Source organism: Corynebacterium sp. KPL2734 (assembly GCF_040225595.1).
Classification (GTDB): domain Bacteria; phylum Actinomycetota; class Actinomycetes; order Mycobacteriales; family Mycobacteriaceae; genus Corynebacterium; species Corynebacterium rhinophilum.
Map to the genome: position 1 here is coordinate 1 of NZ_JBEHFO010000013.1, position 17940 is coordinate 17940.

Sequence of the window (17940 nt, forward strand, 5' to 3'; positions counted from 1 at the left end):
TCTCGCCATAGTAGTCATTCTGGTTCATCTCCTTATGCGGGTTGGGTTCCCACACACAAACCATTAGACACTCTCTCGGAGGTCTCAGTGGCACACCAAGACCGCCCACGGAGGAGGGGATTCCACCCATCTGCAGCCCAATCACGCGACACTTCATCCTTAGATCGCAGCACTAATGACCGGCCTAAGCGTGGCTCTGGCCGGCACCATTCCTAAGAGCGCGATTGGCGGAAAGCAGAGCATCACGCGCGTCACATCCAAAGCCGTTACCCGAATCGCGGGATCAAAGAGAGCTCAAATCCACGGCACCGAAAAAGCCCTTCCTCACCTTGGGATCGCATTAAAGGTGCGTGGGCATCCTCCGGAGTTCTTCTAGTCTCAGCTGGCATCAATGCAACCATCCTCGCCATCAGAATGGTTGAGCACAGCATCAATACGCCTGAGCAAAGCATAAGCCCACCCAAAGGATTAGAAACCAACGAGGCCCCTTGCGAAACTTCTCCCGTAATCAAACCATCGGCGGCACTAGAAATGTATATTCCTGCCATCGACGTCCATGCGCAATTTGATGATGGTGCATGCCGCGCAGTCGATGGCGCTGCCAACGAGCACAAGGTCAGCATCGGCGACAAGCTGTACGTGCGCACCAAGAATTCCGACCAGAACTGGCTCACCTACACTGCAACCGATCTCCACGACCCCGATAAACAAGGCCTAGCAGGGGACTCAAGCGTATGGGGAGACGAGGCAACGCCAGGCAGACTGCTTACCATTAGCTGCATTCAGCCCGCGAACCCCCTAAAGGCCGCCGTGCGCAATGCCGTCGTGGGATGGCAATTCGAGGGCACTACCCGCGCCGCGGACGACAAAGCTTAACCGCTCAGCAGCACTGCGGTCACTTGCCTGCCCTCCGCTTCTCCAATCCCAACCCTCGCTCCCCACAGTCCCCCCTTCCACAACCGGGAGTGGGGACTTTCTATACCTTCTTCCCTCAGCGCACGGGCTTGTTTTACCAATCTCAACACCTCTAACGATAACCGTTTGCAATAGTGTAATATTCGTTCCAACCTATATAAAAGTTCCTGCACTTAACCTTGGGAGAACCTTATGCCGTTGCGCACCTCACTACCGCGCCTTGCCACCATAGTTGTGGCCTTGGCGCTCGCGTTATTCCACGCTCCCCTCGCCCTCGCTGGCGACGCCCCGCTTGTCCGCACCCAAACGCACGTGGATTCACCGCACGCGGTGTGGCAGGACGGAAACTTCAAGCTCATGTCCAATAGTGCGGGCCTTGTCCCCATCGAGGACACAATCAACTGGGTCAGCCACGGCCGCGTCGACGGCGGCCTAGGAGCCTATGCCTGGCGCGTGCCCGATGACCCGCGCTTCGAGTTTCTCAATGCCGAGAAAAACCAGCTCATGTACTACGGCGGCCCCGCGGTCGGCTTCCCGAAAAACACCATGCCCATCTGGGCTGGGTTCGGTGCCGCCGCAGATCTTCCCACCGATCAATTCCGCGATAAATCCTTCAATATGGAGATCGTGGACTTTAAGGGCCCCGGCCGCATGGAGCTTTTTACCTACAGCGACGAGAACTACCCCCTCAGCCGCCTCTGGTCCTCTCACGATCCAGGATTCCGTACCACCTGGGTTAATGCAGGCACGCATACGCATAACGCCACGACATTTACCCGCCCCGGCCACTACGAGGTAACCTATCGCGCCTCTGCACGAAAGAAGGATGGCACCTTCATCCACTCGGAGCCACAAACCTTGGTCTGGCAGGTAGGCGGCACCAACCCCGCCGAGCGCACGATCACCGACCTTGACGCCGCCTTTAACGCCGCCAAGGCTGAAGACTCCGCCTCCGAAGGGGCCGAGTCCAACGCCCCACTGTTTAAGATGGCTCCTTCCAAGGCCGATACAAAGGGCGCGAAGCAAGGCATCCTCACCACGCTCTCCCTCGATACGGGCAATGCCAAAGACTCCGGCCGCGCCGTATTCACCATCAATGGCCACCACCTTGCCGAGCGCAAGGTAGAAGGTGGTAAGGCTTCGTGGGATGAAATGATTGGTGATGAAGAATCCAATTTCCAAGCCGTCTTTATTCCCGACGACAATGCCCCAAGCCCACGCTGGGTATCCGAGCCCGTAAAGTTCTGGACCGGCATCGACGAGGACGATCGCGATGAAGATGCCGAAGCTTTTACGACGAAAAGCGGCGAGCTTCCTGCTCCCGAGATGGAAGAAATAGAGCCGTTTGAGACCGATACCCTTGAGATAACGAGCTCTGATATCACCGTTTCTACCAGCACGATGTACGGCGACGGAGACCGTAATATCGACATCACCGTAGCGCCCGAGGATGACCGCACCACGGTGCGCGTTACCGGCGGCTTTTACAAAGTAAATGGCGAGCCAATAACCAGCCTGCCGCAGAACGCTATTGCAGATTGCGAAATCGGCTTTACTTCCGGACCGGGGCATAGGACGAGCAGGCAACTCATCGATAGCTGTAAGCAGCCCGGCTACCAGCTCATGCTGCGCATCGTTCCTGATTCGCGCTCCGATGCCGCCGGCGCCTCGCTATTTAGCCATACGCACAAAGATGCTTATGAGCCAATAGCTGAGACCACCGTCTCGTTCGCTGAACCTTCCGATTCCGAGGACTCGCAAGAACCAGAAGGTTCGGAGAAGCCAGGAAACTCCGATGCACCCGAGAAGCCGCAGGATTCAGAAGAATCAGAGGGTTCTGACCCCACCAAGAATCCCTCCCCTTCCACGACCCCGAAGCCTTCTGTCCCCAAGGTCCCCTCACCCAAGCCGCAGAACCCGAAGGAAAAGGGCACCCCGCACAAGGAGCTCAATCTGCACCGAGGCCACGTGGATATCGCCCCGATCCACGAACAAGGTGACCTGCACCTGGGAATCAAGGACGAGACGAACCTGTACCACATCGGTGCAATCTGGCGTAAGCCTTCCGATATCTTTTTCACCGTTCCCAAGCAGGTCAAGACCATCTTGAATAAAGACATCCCGCACTTTGGAAAGAAGGGCAGCGCTGCTTACGTCCTGCCAGAGACACAGCGTACAGGAGTGGTGTGGCCTGGGCTAAGCACTGAGGATGCTTACAAGGACACCAAGAAGAATTACACCTTCACCTTCACCCCGGTCAGCGCCCCAAAGGACGGCGAATGGTTAGCGTACCAAGCCGATCAGACTGGCCTGGATCAGCGCCTTGCCGGCAGCGATGGTACGCACTCTTATACCACCGAAACTGCAGAGCACATGCATCTCAACTGGGCATTCAATAAACCCGGTACGTATGAAGTCGGTGTCACGGTAGCCGAAAAAGACGGCAAGACTGCGAAAAAGGCCGTTCTGCGTTTCAAGGTAGCCACCGAGGATTCATCACCTGCTGTCCCACCCACTACTGGGAACGACAGTGCCACTGAAGGCGACTCTAACGGCACGGAAAGCACCGCACCGTCGAAGGAACCTAACCCAGAGACAACGGACCCTGCTCCCAGCGAAGAGCCGACCAAAAAGCGCGAAATCACCAAAGGCCACATCGACTTCGGTCCAAAGGTTGTGGACAATAATCTCGGCTTCTATGTCAACGAGGACGACCGCCACAACGTGCCTGAAGACGTAGCTCTGCGCATTCACGATGCCCGCCGCGTGACGGTCGCTGACTCCCTGGCTAAGACGCTGTCCTTTACTGGATTGGTAAAGACTGGCTCAACGATCTACCACCTGCCGTTGCAACAGGATCATGATGCCGTGTGGCCGGGGTGGGACACGATCAAGGTCGGACAAGACTACCGTGACGCTGCTATCGAGGTTCGTCCTAAGTCCGGCCCAACAGGCGGAAAATGGTGGGCCGGCCACACTGCCTCCCTAAACACGCCAGCACGCACCTTAGCCGATAGCAACGGTACCCATACGATCAAGGGCGTTGAGGATGGACCTTTCCATGTCCACGCGCACTGGATATTTACCCAACCGGGCCGCTACGAAATGGAAATGCGCACTATCAATAACAACGGAGACAAGCTCACCGAGTGGCATACCGTAACCTTCCTCGTAGGCGATTCAACCACCCAGCCCGGTGGAAAGGACGCCGACGAACAAGGCGGTATGGAAAACAACAAGCCCGCAGATTCCTCGCAGGATAAGCATTCAGGCTCTGATAAGTCCAAGGCCTCTAACTCGTCTGGATCGAATGCGGGCGCCAAAGGAAATGGTAGTGGGAAGTCAGAAGGCTCCAGCAAATCCGCTACTGCTAAGGGCGCAGCAAGCGGTGGCTCTGGACCAGGCTCCGGATCCGGCGGAGGTTCCTCCAGCTCCCACAACGGTTCACTGGCTTCCACCGGTGCCAATGTCGGTTGGGTACTCCTGCTCGCCGCAGTCTTTATTGCCGGCGGCATAGCCCTGATGAAAAAGCGCTCTAAGGACAGTCAGTAGCCCTCAGGCTCCAGAGGTCGTTGCACATCGCCCCACTGCAACACTGCAATGACCTCTCACTGGGGAACTGTTCGACGCCCCTAAAATCCAAGCACTGACATTAAAACTAAAAAGTCCCAACTCCTTGCATGGAGTTGGGACTTTTAAGCGCTCTATTTACTTGAACGGGAAGCCGAGCTCGCGCAGGAGCTTACGGCCTTCTTCGTCGTTGGTAGCGCTAGTAACGACGGTGATGTCCATACCACGGGGACGATCGATCTTGTCGATGTCGATTTCGTAGAACATGGACTGCTCAGACAGACCGAAGGTGTAGTTACCGTGGCCGTCGAACTGCTGGTCAGACAGACCGCGGAAGTCACGAATACGTGGCAGCGCGATGGTCAGCAGACGGTCCAGGAACTCCCACATGCGGTCGCCACGCAGGGTAACGCGTGCGCCGATGGGCATGCCTTCGCGCAGCTTGAAGTTCGCGATGGACTTCTTTGCGCGACGCAGCTGTGGCTTCTGACCGGTGATAGCGGTCAGGTCCTCGAGAGCGCCATTGATGACCTTGGAGTCACGGGCAGCTTCGCCAACACCCATGTTGACGACGACCTTGGTGACGCCAGGGATCTGCATGACGTTGTCGTAGTTGAACTCTTCGTTCAGGTTCTTGCGGATTTCCTCGCGGTAGCGAGTCTTCAGACGCGGGGTGTAGTTCTCGCTCATTTTTAGATGTCCTTCCCGTTGCTACGCGCGATACGGACCTTTTTGCCGTTCTCGTCGAAACGGTAGCCCACGCGGGTCGGGTTGCCCTCGGAGTCAACGATCGCAACGTTGGACACGTGGATCGGGGCTTCTTGGGTAACGATTCCGCCGGACTCGGCGCCACGCTCGGTAGCGGAGTTTGCGACGTGCTTCTTGATGCGGTTAACGCCCTCAACGAGGACCTTTTCGCGCTTCGGGTATGCCTCGATGACCTTGCCCTTCGCACCCTTATCTGGGCCCGAAATGACAATCACCATATCTCCCTTATGGATCTTCATAAGATTAGATCACCTCCGGTGCTAGAGAAACGATCTTCATGAAACGCTTGTCACGAAGTTCACGAGCAACCGGGCCGAAGATACGGGTACCGCGAGGTTCGCTATCGCCCTTCAGAATAACTGCAGCATTCTCGTCAAAGCGGATGTAGGAACCGTCTGGACGACGGGTCTCTTTCTTCGCACGGACGATAACTGCCTTAATTACGTCGCCTTCTTTTACGCTGCCACCTGGAACAGCGTCCTTGACAGTCGCGACAATAACGTCGCCGATGCCAGCGGAGCGTCGGACAGAGCCGCCGAGAACGCGGATGCACAAAATTTCACGTGCACCAGAGTTGTCGGCGACGCGCAGACGCGATTCTTGCTGAATCACTATGGGTCTCCTGACCTGGATTGATGTGCGACAAGATTTCCGTCCTTGCCACACGCGGTCTACAAACTTGCTGTGCTCGAGCCTTTACAACGAACACCGTAAAGCGTCGATGGGTCTCGGACCGGCGATTCGGAAACGCACCGCTACGGACCGACCAGCTCTCGCAACCTATACATTTAACCACATAGCCTAGCTACTTCCAAAACACAGCAAACGCAGGTTTTCACCTCCACAGATGACCCCGGGGCTGAAAATTTTCATTATTAAGAATTTACTACATTTCTATTTCCTGAAAATTTACCGACTAAGGGCTATACACCCGCACCGCCTGCACTTTTGCAGAGCCGCGACCAACCCCTACAGTTCACTAGTTCTATTTTCCCCGCTTTTAAAAAATGGATTTATTTATACACATCATCACAGTTTCACGATAATAGTGTAAGCCCTTGTGGTTAATGTTCATGCTGTCGATTATGAATTTTCCATTGGCGAAGATCGTCGCCAATGGACAACAACATGAAGCGTCACGCAAAGATCCTCACTTCCACCGCCCTAGCTGGCACAATTTCCCTAGGCTGCACCGCTGTTTCTCGAACGTAAAGCCCTGCACCAGTGCCTTTAATCAAAAATGCCAATACCTACCTTCGCCCAAATGACGGCACCTATCGATGTAAGACTCGCACCGAAGCTCGCAAATCGAATCGGCGTATTGCCATCCCCCGGAAGCAGCTCCCTGATTCCTCGGCACGGAGCCAGACACAGAAGACAACAAAGATACAACCACCCCCTGCAGACACCGACCACTTCGCGATTGCACCGATTGCCTCTCATAGGAGCCTGAAACCGAAGAAGATTGGGGGCTGGGTAACCAACGGAGTCGACATCCCAAAATCTGCCACCAAGAAAGACAAGAATGACACTATCTCTGACACAAGTACATCCAAGATCCCACTAGCACATGAAGGACAGCATTGACTTCACCGTAGAAATCGCCGCAGGATTGCGGGAGGATTACGCCAAGAAGACTTCTGGGTCGACGTCTCTCCGGCACCGATCATCGGTAGTATCACCGATATACCCGACCCACGACAGTAAGAGCGAAGCCATTGCTCTGAGCAGCGGGGTTGCGGAGGACGCCTCCGCGTAAAGGGGAACATTTCTGCACAAGGTGCCAAAATCAGCACCCAGGCCACCGACAACATTAGTGACATGACTTCAGAGACCGATAACAACTCCTTTGCATGTGGCGCTGCTGCACTCACAATTGCAAACCTTCTTGCTGCCGGTGTATCCGTTGTACGCCGCAAGTTCTTCACTTAAGAGAAAACACACCTGCGCAGTAATACCATCTTAAAAAGGAATGGCTGTACGCATTAGGAAATCTAGGAACTCAAGTAGGTGTGGCCTTGATACCTGGCGGGCTCAATGACCTAGAGCTCGATCGCCCTCCCCCCTACTCTCATTCCCCCGCACCATGTACCCTCCGAAAAGTCGTACCTCAAAGCAGTGTGCACCCTTATGCACTACTAGACCGGGCTGTATAGACGTACATACAAGATCCTATTAAATTAACCCGGTTAATTACGTTTAGACTATAGGTTTTCTCGACGACCTGCGAAAACAACGATCCCACTTACCGGGTTAGCCGCAAAAGCTTAGATGGTTTCGCCTTGTACAGCTTGGTCTAATGTGTTGAACCGCGTAGTCTATGGAACGTCCACTTTTGCGTCTATTATTCAAAGATTCCTCATGACACACTCTCTATTTACAAAAATCGGTGCATCGATGACCGCTGCCGCAACCGCACTCACCCTGAGCGCTTGCGCTAGCGATAGTGACGACAATGCCGATACGGATACGATTCAGGTTGGTACTTCTCCAGGACCATATTCCGAGCTTTTCAAGGACGGCATTGAGCCAATCCTTGAAGATGAAGGATTTAAGGTCGATTACACAGACTTCTCTGAGCTACGCCAAGCCGATGTCGCTTTATCTGAAGGCCAAATCGATCTCAACGTAGACCAGCACACGGCGTACATGGACGTCTACAACCAAGAGACTGGGTCCGAGCTGACCAACCTCACCGATATCCCCACCGTCAAGACCAAGATTTACTCCAAGTCCCATAAGTCCATTGATGATGTGGATAAGGGACACACCGTGGCCATCCCTCAGGACGGTTCGAACCAAACGCGCGCATTCCGCCTATTGGTCAAGCTCGGCTGGCTCACGATGAAAGACGATGCTGACCAAAACCTCTTGACGGTCAATGACATTGAGGACAATCCGCACGACCTCAAGATTCAGCCGATGGACTCTGCCACCATTCCGCGCTCCATGGACGATGTTGACTGGGGCGTTATCCCAGGCTCCATCGCTTATTCCTCCAATGTCGATCCTTCTTTGGCTCTTGGGGAAGAAGATCTCAGCGATGACCTCATCCTCCAGGCCGTAACCACGGAAGATAAGAAGGACGCCGATTGGGCTAAGGCAGTTATTGACGCCTATAAGTCCCAGGAGTTCCTCGACCACGTCGATAGCGTGAACGAGGAAAACTACTGGTCTGTTCCAGACTCGCTCAAGAAGTAATACGGAACTTTCTCCATGCTTGATGTTGAATTTCGCGACTTAGGCAAGACCTTTCGCACGAAGTCGGCCTCGGTGACGGCCCTGGAAGGTGTCGACTTGGACATCGAAAAGGGCTCCATTTTCGGGGTCGTCGGCACGAGTGGTGCCGGCAAGTCCACTTTGCTGCGCACCATTAACGGACTGGAAAAGCCCACCGCTGGAACGGTCAATGTTCTAGGCCGTGACCTTAATGCGCTGTCCAAGAAACAACTGCGCGAGCTACGCGGGGAAGTGTCCATGGTATTCCAGCACTTCAACCTGCTCGATACGCAAACGGTGACCCAGAACGTGGCGATGCCACTTATCCTGGCCAAGACCCCGAAGAAGGAAATCCAGCAACGCGTCACCGAGGTGCTAGAGATGGTGGGCCTTGAAGGGCGCGCTCAATCGCTGCCTAAGCAGCTTTCTGGTGGTCAGCGTCAACGCGTTGGGATCGCTCGCGCCTTGATTACCAACCCCAAGATCTTGCTGTGCGATGAACCTACGTCAGCCCTCGACCCGCTAACGACAGACCAGATTCTGGATCTCATCGTCCGCGTGAATCAGGAATTGGATATCACCGTCGTCATCATCACGCATGAGATGGGTGTTATCTCCCGCATTGCGGACACGGTTGTGGTGATGGAGGACGGCCATGTCATCGAAAATGGCTCCGTGAGCGGCGTCTTTTCTAACCCACAGCAGCCCCTGACGCAGCGGCTCGTGGAGACAGTGCTCCCGCAGCACCTTCCAGCATCAGTGCAAGAAACGGTCAATGCTTCCCACTATGACCGCGTCCTGCGTGTAACCCACCACAGTGGCGCGGCGAAGGGGCTTGTCAGTGGCCTGGTGCAACGAGGCATCGACACGGATATTGTCCACGCCTCCGACGTGGCCTTGCGCGATGGCACGGTTGGCACGTTGGTGCTCGGGCTCGCCAACGAGGATGAAGCTGCCCTTGACGATGCCGTGCAGTGGATACAGCAGCAGGGTCAACTCAATGCAGAGGTAGTGAACTAATGGATTTAACCGAGATTTTCGATACCAAGGTGTCAATCGATCAGTACCTAGAGGCCGGCTGGCAAACCCTCTATATGGTGGGCATTTCCCTCTTCTTAGGAACGATCGGCGGAGTTGCCCTGGGAATCATCCTGGTACTTGCTAATCCACAGGGCATGTACCCCAACCGCGTGCTGTTTAGGATCACCGACTTCTTGGTCAATACGGTGCGCTCTTTGCCGTTCATCATCTTGATGGTGGCAATCGTCCCGTTCACGCGCCTTATCGTCGGCACTTCCATCGGCATGACCGCGGCGCTGGTGCCGCTAACCATCTTCATTGCGCCGTTTATGGCCCGCCTCATCGAACAATCGGTGCTGGAAGTTGGCGATGGCATCCTAGAAGCCGCAGAATCCATGGGTGCTTCCCTGTGGCAAACCATCCGCTATTTCTTGCTGCCGGAAGCTAAGGCCTCGATTATCTTGGCGCTGACTACCTCCACCATCACTCTGATTTCTGCTACCGCGATGGCCGGAACCATCGGTGGTGGCGGCGTCGGTGACTTGGCGGTCTCTTATGGTTATCAGCAATTCGACACCGTAGCCATTATCTTCACCGTGATTATCCTCATCGTGGTGGTACAAGCAATCCAAGGCTTGGGCAATGCGCTCGCCCGTCGGGCGCGCAACGGCGCCTGATGAACACCGACAAGTAAAAAGGCTGGGGTTTATCCCCAGCCTTTTTGTATCAGAAAGCCCAGCTCTTAAGACGTAGCTTTCTTCGCAGTAGTCTCCGCAGTCTCCTGCCCAGCCTTTGGATCCACGGTAAATAGGTCCGTCCCAGAACCGATGAGCTCGCCCTCGCGGAAGGCCGCGGTGGGAATAACGGGGCCAGTCTTCTTGGCATTGGAGACAACCACTGGCGTCGTGACCGGCAGGCCCGCTTCCTTGATGGCCTCGATATCAAATTCAGCCAGGACCTCGCCTTGCTTGACGGTATCGCCCTTATTGACATGCGAGGTGAAGTGTTCGCCCTTGAGGTTTACCGTATCGAAGCCAATGTGCATAAGGATGTCAATCGGCCCCACCGCTGGGTCCTCCACGCGCAGGGCGTAGGCGTGGTGGGAAGGGAAGGTCACGGTGATGGTGCCATCGGCAGGCGCAACGAGCTTGCCGACGGTCGGTTCGATGGCAACGCCTTTGCCCAGCTTGCCCCCGGCAAACATGGGGTCCTCAACTTTGGAAAGGGGCACGGCATTTCCCTCTAGCGGGGAAAAGATCGTCGCGGCATCTGCGGCGGCGGAAGCGCTGTCAGCAGACTCTTCAGCGGCCTCGGCAGCCAAAGCCTGCGCGGCGGGCGGATTGATCTCATCAGGGTCAATGGTGCCATTGCGATGGATGAGCACGCGCCCGTATAGGTAAGCCCCGATGAAGGCTACGGCGAAGGCGATGACACCACACAACAAGAAGGTCGGGACAAAGCGGGGAACGGAGACGAAGCCAATGAAGCCGGCGGCACCGAGGGCATCCGCAAGCACGCCAAAAATGGCGATGAACGTAGAGGCGATGGCTGATGCCGCCATACCGATATAAAACGGCCAACGCAGGCGCAGGTTAACACCGAAGATCGCGGGCTCAGTAATACCAAACAGCGCCGAGATACCGGAGGCACCGGCCAAGCCCTTGAGCTTTTCGGAACGCGCCAGGAAGTACACGGCCAAGGCCACACCACCCTGGGCGATATTGGCCATCGAGGCAATGGGGAAGATGAAGGAACCGCCCTCATTCCACAGCATCGTCTCAATGGGCGGGAAGGATTGGTGTAGACCGGTAATGACGATCGGTGAATAAACCAGACCGAAAAGGAAGCCGGCCACAGGACCTGCAAAGTCATACAGGTTGGCCAGCCCCATGCCCAACCATTCACCGGCGGTACGCAAGATTGGACCCAGCCCCATAAAGGTAATAAAACCGGTCACCAGCAGGGTAAGCAGGGGCGTGAGCATGAAGTCCACGGTGCCCTTGAGGTGCTTGTGTAGGAACTTTTCAATCGTCGCCAAAATCCAGGCGATGACCAAAATAGGCAAGATGGACCCCTGGTAGCCGGCCTGGGCAACGTCTAAGCCAAAGATATCCCAGTAGGGCATCTCGCCATTTTCAATGGCCTCAGCAACGTTATAGCCGCTAACCAAATCTGGCATGACCATCGCCATGGCCATGCCCGCACCGAGGAATTCATTACCGCCAAAGCGCTTAGTAGCAGTAAATCCCACGAGGATAGGAAGGAAGGCAAAGGGGGCGGATGCCAGGAGGTTGACCAGCCCGGCAAACCCTTCCCACGAGGGATACATTTCGATGACTGATTGATCCCCAAATAGTCCCGGCGCGGTCAGCACATTATTTAATGCCATCAATAGACCGCCGCCGAGCAGGATTGGGATTAGCGGAACAAAAATATCCGCCAAGACCTTGACCGCACGGGAGAACCAGTTCCCGGATTCCGCGGCAATATCTTTTAGCCGATCGGTGGACACGGCGACGTCCTTGGAAATGGACTTTGTCATTTCCTGAAAGACGATATTGACATCGCCCGGTCCCACGATGACCTGGAACATGCCACCGGCTTCGAAGGTGCCCTTCAGATCTGGATCGTTGTCTAGCGCTGCGGTATCTACCTTGTCCGAATCATCCAACACCATGCGCAAGCGCGTGGCGCAGTGGGCAAGGGCAATAATATTATCTTCGCCGCCTAATGCCTTGAGGGTGCGGGCGGCGACCTCTTTATACTCCATGGACCAACCTTTGTTATTTAGGTCACATTAAATGACCGAATGTGATTGTCTACTTCCTATTTAAGTCTGTTTGTGCCCAAATGTCCACAAAGTAAAAAGCTGTCGGTCCTAGTTCCGCAGGGTCTTAGTCCAGCGGCTCCCATGCCTGCCAGGGAGCATCGCCAAAGACCGCGAATGCCGCGGCGATGCGACCGCCACCGGCAAAGACTTCTACGGCGCAGCCATCAGCAATCAGCCGCATTTCTCCATCGGGGCACGCGATCGGCTCACCACCATTGAAAGAGATGGTGCCACCGCCTTGCACCACGCGGAACGCTTCGTTGCCAGTGGCATCGACAAGCGCATAAGCCCCCTCCCCTGTTACATCAATGGTCGAGCCAAAGCCCTCCCTGCCGCGGGTTTCCGGCAGTGCAGACCACAGCGGTTCTTGGCACAGGTAGTTATCCTCCAGCCACAGCCGCCGCGGAATAGTCAAGGTATGCACCCACCCCTGCGTTGGAGTCTCATCATGAGCGGGCATGCCTATCCAGCCCAGCAGGATGTTTTCCTCGGTTGCCTGCGGCGCATAGAACTGCGTGCCATGATCCAGCAGGGTAAAGCCGCGCTCAACGTGGAAATTAAGCCCATCCAAGGTCCCGACGACGTAGCCGCAACGGTCCGTCTCATCCTGTGGACAGAAAATGAGCACGTGCTTATCCCCAAAGGTCAGCAGGTTGGGGCACTCCCACATATAGCCACCGGGAAGCTGCGCGGGATCATCAAAAACAAGCTCTCCCTGGAAATCCCACTGCTTTAAATCCTGCGAGTAATACAGCACGATGGTTCCGCGTTCGTCTTCCGTTTGCGCACCAATGACCATGCGCCATCCCTCCCCAGCGCGGGAAATATGGGGATCGCGGAAGTGGCCGGTATATCCCTCCGGGGAATCAGCAATGAGCGGGTTAGCGGCATCGCGGACATAAATCCCGCCTTCCGGCCCGGAGGGGTCCATGACCCGCACGCGATTCTGTGAGGGGATGCGGCGCCCGGCTTCTTTCAGGTTTCCGGTATAAAAAAGCCACACGTCAGTGCCGTCAACCACGGCCCCGCCGGAGTAGCACCCATCCTTGTCATAGGGCAGGTCAGGATAGAGCGCATCGGGGTAATGCCGCCACGGAGTGGGCGCGGACACCGTCGTGGTGGCGTGACCCCAGCCAGTCCGCTTGGGCTTGTGCGGAAAGGCAGGGTCATGCTGGTAGTAGGCGTGCAGAATATCGCCATCCACAAAAAGGCCATTGGGGTCATTGAGGCGTCCAAGTGGTGGGGCGAGGTGAAAGTTCGGTCGGTGGTTCATGTCCCCGATACTATGGAACTATGACTATTCATGTGTGCGGCGAAGGCCTCGTGGACTTGGTTCCGGTATCCCCTGGCCGCTTGAATGACCTCACCCCGGCGCTGGGCGGCGGCCCCTTCAACGTGGCCATCGCCGCGGCACGCCTGGGCGCGGACGTGGAGTTCCAATCGCGGATTTCTACCGATGGGTTTGGCCAGGAATTATTCCGCCGCCTTGAGGAAGAAGGTGTCGTAACCGCCCACGTGCAACGCGGCGAGGAACCGACCACCCTGGCGGTGACCAGCATCGCGGATAATGGCACGGCCTCCTATAACTTTTATGTGGAAGGCACTGCGGATCGCTTCGTTGAACCCAAACTAGTTCCTGCAGATATCGCTTGCTTCGGCACCGTTTCCTTGGCCTTGGAGCCGGGTGCTTCCCGCTACGCGCAGCTGCTCAAGGACTTCGCCGCACAGGGAACGCTCGTCGCCCTTGATCCCAATATCCGGCCCTTTTATGCCACCGCCGCGCATAAGAAATTCTTGGCGGATTTGCTGCCACACGTCTCTGTGCTGAAGCTATCGGATGAAGAGGTGGACTTTTTAGGCGAGGACTTCACCTCCCAGGTCCCCATCGTGGTCACCACCCGCGGCGGCGATGGAATTAGCGTCAGGGCTGGGGATACTTCCCTCGACGTTCCCGCAGCCGCGGTAGAGGTCACCGATACCATCGGCGCCGGCGACACCATCATGGCCGCCCTGTTGGCGCAACTGGATGAACGCGACCTCGATGCGGACAAGGCCGCAGCACTAAGCGCCGAACAGTGGCGCGATATCCTCCACTTCGCCGCCACCGCGGCCGGCATCACCGTCTCCCGCACCGGCGCCAATCCCCCACTCCGCAAGGAAGTAGAGTCTGCCCTATGAGCTACACCAAGCGCACGATGTGGATACACCTGGGGTTATTCCTCTTAGCATTCCTCGCCTTCATCCTCCCCGTTGTCGTCGGCACCGCAGCCCTGCTCCCGCTGTGGCTCTCGGGTGGATTAAGCATCGCCCTGGCAGCGGCCGCGCTTATCGATGCCGCCTTTAAGTTCTTCGCTCCCGCTTCCCCACGCAGTCTCAAGCTGCTCTCCGGAATCGCCGGCATCGTGCTGCTGGTGGGCTGGGGAATCTGGATCTACATCTACGGCAATATGGCGGAAGTAGGCACGGGCACCTACCGCATTGGCAATTTCCTCCTCAGCGTCGGCTGCGTGCTCAACCTCTTCATCATCGCGATTTCGGTTTTGGATATCCGCCGGTTGGCGCGGCAGTAGCCGATCTGAGCAACACGCTCCCCGCGCTTAGCGGGGGAGCGCTTACTTGTCGCTGGGGAGGACGCGGCGAGGGACGATAATAGGGGCATCACCAAGCGGATCGTCCCAGGCCTCCGCCTCGATGCCATAGGCCTGCGCCAAGACCTTGGGGGCCAGCGCTTGCTTAGGTGCGCCGCGCGCAATGATATCGCCAGCCTTCATCACCACCATGGAATCGGAGTAGTGGCCCGCGAGCATGAGATCGTGCAGGACCACAACCACCGTTTTGCCGGCGCGCGCCTGTGTTCGAGCCAGCTCCAGCATGCTCATGGCGTGGGCGGGGTCGAGGAAGGTCGTGGGTTCATCGAGAAGCAGCACCGGCGTATCTTGCGCCAACGCTAGCGCTAGCCAGACGCGCTGGCGCTGCCCACCCGATAGGGAGGCGATATCACGATCGAGGAAGTCCACAATCTCCGTGGCTTCGCAGGCCTGGGCGATGATTTCTCGGTCCGTAGGAGAAAGGCCGCGCATCCTGCCCTGATAGGGGTGGCGCCCGCGCGCGACCAACTCGCCTACCCGCAATCCATCGGGGGCCACGGGGTGCTGTGGCAGCAGCGCCACCTGCTGCGCGGCTTCCTTCGCGTTCATCGCATGCAGGTCGGCGTCCCCGACCATAACGCTGCCCTGCCGCGGGGCCAGGATTTTAGACAGCGTCTTGAGCAGCGTGGACTTGCCGCAGCCATTGGGCCCGATGAGCGTGGTGACCTCACCGGCGCGTGCATGCAGATCGACGCCGGCGAGGATATCCTCGCCGTCCTTATATCCCGCATGGATGCCGGTGGCCTGGAGGTTGCACCGGCGCTTCGAGCGCGTGGGCTGATTATCCGTCATATCTTTTCCTTCATCCACGTACGACTGTGTAGGAGTTTGTGGTTGGCTTATTTGTCCGGTCATCGCTGCGCAGCGGCTCGGCATTTAGCTGTGCCGGGCCGCATTCCACACCAATACCACCAGGGCGCTGCCGCCGATGACCGAGGAGACCGCACCCACCGGGGCGTTGACCGGAATCGCACCGGCGATAACGGCGCACACGGTCAGCAGCGCCGCGCCCGCGGCTGCCGATGCCACCGGTGATGCCGTGGGCGTGCGTGCCACCATCCGCGCCAGGTGCGGCGCCAGCAGCGCGATAAACCCAATGGGCCCCACCACCGAGACCACCACCGCGCAGATCCCGGTAGCAGCAATGAGCAGCAGGGCGCGCTGGCGGGAGATATTCACGCCTAGGGTGGTCGCAGAAGAATCATCGTGGGCGAGCAGCGGCAGCTCCCGCGCACACCAGATGCCTATGGCGAGAAACGGCGCTAATGCCACGAGTAAGGGCACGATGACCTCCATGCGCACGAACCCGGTCGAGCCCGCCAGCCACGTTTGCGCCTCGGCCGCGCGCTGGATCTGCGCGCTGCGCATCAAATACGCAACGACGGCCTGAAACATCAGCGATAAGGCGATGCCGACGATGACGATGCGGTTGCTCGTGCCGATGCCACCCAGGACGGCGAGGAGGATGACGACGAGGAGGGCTCCGATCATCGCCAAGCATGCCCGCCACCAGAAGTCCGGGATGCCGTCTGCGAAACCGGGGCGCGAATGCACGGTGCCCAGCACTACCAGGACCGATGCGCCGCCGGTCACGCCCAAGATATCCGGTGATGCCAGTGGGTTGCGGGCCATGGTCTGCGTCCATGAGCCGGCCACGCCAAGGGCGGCCCCCACGATGACGGTGGCGATGGCAACAGGCAGGCGTAAGTCCCACACCACCCTGATGTGGCTCTCGCTGCCGCCACCGGTGAGCACATCGAGGACCTGCCGCGGGCTCAACTCCAAAGGCCCTTGCCCCAGCAACACCAGGTAGGCGCCAAAGGCGATAAGGCCGAATACCAGCGTCGATGCGAGCACGCGGACGTGCCTGCGACGCTGCTGCGCTTGCAGGGTACTGCTTATTGTTGTCATGCGTTATCGCCCCACGCTCTGCCCACGCCGCGGTGAGCGCCCCAAATGAGGAAAGGCGCGCCCACGATGGCAAGAACGATGGACATCTCTAGCTCCGAGTTACCCACAATGAGGCGGCCGATGATGTCGGCGGCAAGCACGGCGCAACTGCCCAGGAGCGCGGAGGGCAGGATCATCGTGGCAACGCTGGGGCCGACCACCCGCCGCACGATGTGGGGAATGGCGAAGCCAACGAAGGCGATGGGACCCGTTGCCGCCGTTGCGCTGCCGGCTAGTACCACGACGCTCAGCGCCGCGCCCACCCGCGCGGTGGTAGGGGATCCACCCAAGGCGAGCGAGGACTCCTCCCCCATGGCCAAAAGGTCAAGCGGCCTGGCCGCCATCGCCGCGCACGCTAGGCCAATGAGCAGGCCTATGCCCGCGATGGTGACGTCTTCTGGGCCGCGCCCAAAGGTCGAGCCGATGGTCCAGCGCCGCATGCTATCGAGGACGTCCGTGGAATACAGGCCGATGATCACCGCTCCCGATCCCAGAGCGGCGGAGACGCCAGCGCCGACCAGAATGAGCGTTAGCGGATCCTGAAACCGCCGGGAGACGGCCAGGACCAGCAGCGTGGTAATGCCCGCGCCGACAAGCGCGAGGGAGGTGCGCATGCCGGTGGTGGTAGCAATGCCAATGGCCGTGCCTAGGGCAACGAAGAACGACGCGCCTGCGGTAATACCGATAAATCCGGGGTCCGCTAGCGGGTTCCTGGTCCACGATTGCGCCAAGACACCGGCGACGGCAAGGGCCGCGCCGGCGAAATAGGCCAAGAAGGTGCGCGGCATGCGCAGGTTCCACACGATATCGCGGATATCCTGCTCCCCCGCTCCGCGTAGCGCGGCGATGACCTCATCGGGCGGAATCGAACGAGAGCCTAGTGCCAAGGACGCCACCGCCAGCACGAGGCTGGCGAGGATGAGGGCAACGAGGAACGTCTTGCGACCCTTTCCCCGCGTCATCACCGGTGTGGCTGTGTGGCTTTCCGTTGTGGACCCCGTCTGGATTTTCTGGCCGCCT

15 protein-coding genes are annotated in these 17940 nt (G+C 57.8%); 7 read left to right on the top strand and 8 right to left on the bottom strand.

All coding sequences use genetic code 11. From position 1 onward, the window contains the following. The first annotated feature begins 531 nt into the window (after positions 1–531). A complete protein-coding gene (locus ABRP88_RS08555; protein WP_349836957.1) occupies positions 532–876 on the top strand; it encodes a hypothetical protein in 345 nt (114 codons plus the stop codon). Between the two features lie 231 nt (positions 877–1107). Then, complete coding sequence (locus tag ABRP88_RS08560; protein WP_349836958.1) at positions 1108–4467, top strand: choice-of-anchor M domain-containing protein; 3360 nt, start codon at positions 1108–1110, stop codon at positions 4465–4467. Between the two features lie 156 nt (positions 4468–4623). On the opposite strand, the gene rplE is transcribed toward ABRP88_RS08560, so the two are convergent. The 3 genes from rplE to rplN are packed head-to-tail and all read right to left on the bottom strand — an operon-like array spanning position 4624 to position 5865. Continuing rightward, complete coding sequence (gene rplE, locus ABRP88_RS08565; protein WP_005276969.1) at positions 4624–5175, bottom strand: 50S ribosomal protein L5; 552 nt, start codon at positions 5173–5175, stop codon at positions 4624–4626. 2 nt (positions 5176–5177) lie between these two features. After that, positions 5178–5492 (bottom strand): 50S ribosomal protein L24, encoded by a 315-nt coding sequence (gene rplX / locus ABRP88_RS08570; RefSeq protein ID WP_005276967.1) that lies wholly within the window; start codon positions 5490–5492, stop codon positions 5178–5180. 4 nt (positions 5493–5496) lie between these two features. Beyond that, the gene (gene rplN, locus ABRP88_RS08575) at positions 5497–5865 is read right to left on the bottom strand and encodes a 50S ribosomal protein L14 (protein WP_023025193.1); all 369 of its coding nucleotides are present in this window, start codon (positions 5863–5865) and stop codon (positions 5497–5499) included. A gap of 1749 nt (positions 5866–7614) precedes the next feature. Here rplN and ABRP88_RS08580 point away from each other — a divergent pair. Genes ABRP88_RS08580 through ABRP88_RS08590 form a run of 3 tightly spaced genes read left to right on the top strand, consistent with a single transcriptional unit; the run spans position 7615 to position 10169 of the window. Continuing rightward, entirely contained in the window at positions 7615–8454 is an 840-nt protein-coding gene (locus ABRP88_RS08580; protein ID WP_502879890.1) for a MetQ/NlpA family ABC transporter substrate-binding protein, read from the top strand. A 15-nt stretch (positions 8455–8469) separates the two neighbouring features. Continuing rightward, positions 8470–9492 carry a methionine ABC transporter ATP-binding protein gene (locus ABRP88_RS08585; RefSeq protein ID WP_349836960.1) on the top strand — a complete coding sequence of 341 codons (1023 nt, stop codon included), beginning with the start codon at positions 8470–8472 and terminating at the stop codon, positions 9490–9492. Further along, positions 9492–10169 (top strand): methionine ABC transporter permease, encoded by a 678-nt coding sequence (locus ABRP88_RS08590; RefSeq protein ID WP_349836961.1) that lies wholly within the window; start codon positions 9492–9494, stop codon positions 10167–10169. Before ABRP88_RS08585 ends, ABRP88_RS08590 begins: the two co-directional genes overlap by 1 nt. A 65-nt stretch (positions 10170–10234) precedes the next feature. Here ABRP88_RS08590 and ABRP88_RS08595 read toward each other — a convergent pair whose 3' ends face one another. Both ABRP88_RS08595 and ABRP88_RS08600 read right to left on the bottom strand, forming a co-directional pair. After that, positions 10235–12262: a sucrose-specific PTS transporter subunit IIBC gene (locus ABRP88_RS08595; protein WP_349836962.1), complete on the bottom strand. Its 2028-nt coding sequence runs from the start codon at positions 12260–12262 to the stop codon at positions 10235–10237. 124 nt (positions 12263–12386) lie between these two features. Beyond that, positions 12387–13595, bottom strand: coding sequence for a glycoside hydrolase family 32 protein (locus ABRP88_RS08600; protein ID WP_284897231.1), 1209 nt, complete (start codon positions 13593–13595; stop codon positions 12387–12389). A gap of 20 nt (positions 13596–13615) precedes the next feature. On the opposite strand from ABRP88_RS08600, the gene ABRP88_RS08605 reads away from it, so the two are divergent. Together ABRP88_RS08605 and ABRP88_RS08610 are read left to right on the top strand one after the other, a co-directional pair. After that, positions 13616–14500: a carbohydrate kinase family protein gene (locus ABRP88_RS08605; protein WP_284897229.1), complete on the top strand. Its 885-nt coding sequence runs from the start codon at positions 13616–13618 to the stop codon at positions 14498–14500. Next, positions 14497–14892, top strand: coding sequence for a multidrug transporter (locus ABRP88_RS08610; protein WP_284897227.1), 396 nt, complete (start codon positions 14497–14499; stop codon positions 14890–14892). Before ABRP88_RS08605 ends, ABRP88_RS08610 begins: the two co-directional genes overlap by 4 nt. 42 nt (positions 14893–14934) lie before the next feature. Here ABRP88_RS08610 and ABRP88_RS08615 read toward each other — a convergent pair whose 3' ends face one another. The 3 genes from ABRP88_RS08615 to ABRP88_RS08625 form a co-directional block, all read right to left on the bottom strand. Next, a complete protein-coding gene (locus ABRP88_RS08615; protein ID WP_349836963.1) occupies positions 14935–15762 on the bottom strand; it encodes an ABC transporter ATP-binding protein in 828 nt (275 codons plus the stop codon). Positions 15763–15846: 84 nt separating this feature from the next. Continuing rightward, positions 15847–16881 carry a FecCD family ABC transporter permease gene (locus ABRP88_RS08620; protein WP_349836964.1) on the bottom strand — a complete coding sequence of 345 codons (1035 nt, stop codon included), beginning with the start codon at positions 16879–16881 and terminating at the stop codon, positions 15847–15849. Next, positions 16878–17882 (bottom strand): FecCD family ABC transporter permease, encoded by a 1005-nt coding sequence (locus ABRP88_RS08625; RefSeq protein ID WP_349836965.1) that lies wholly within the window; start codon positions 17880–17882, stop codon positions 16878–16880. Before ABRP88_RS08625 ends, ABRP88_RS08620 begins: the two co-directional genes overlap by 4 nt. Positions 17883–17940 lie beyond the last annotated feature (58 nt).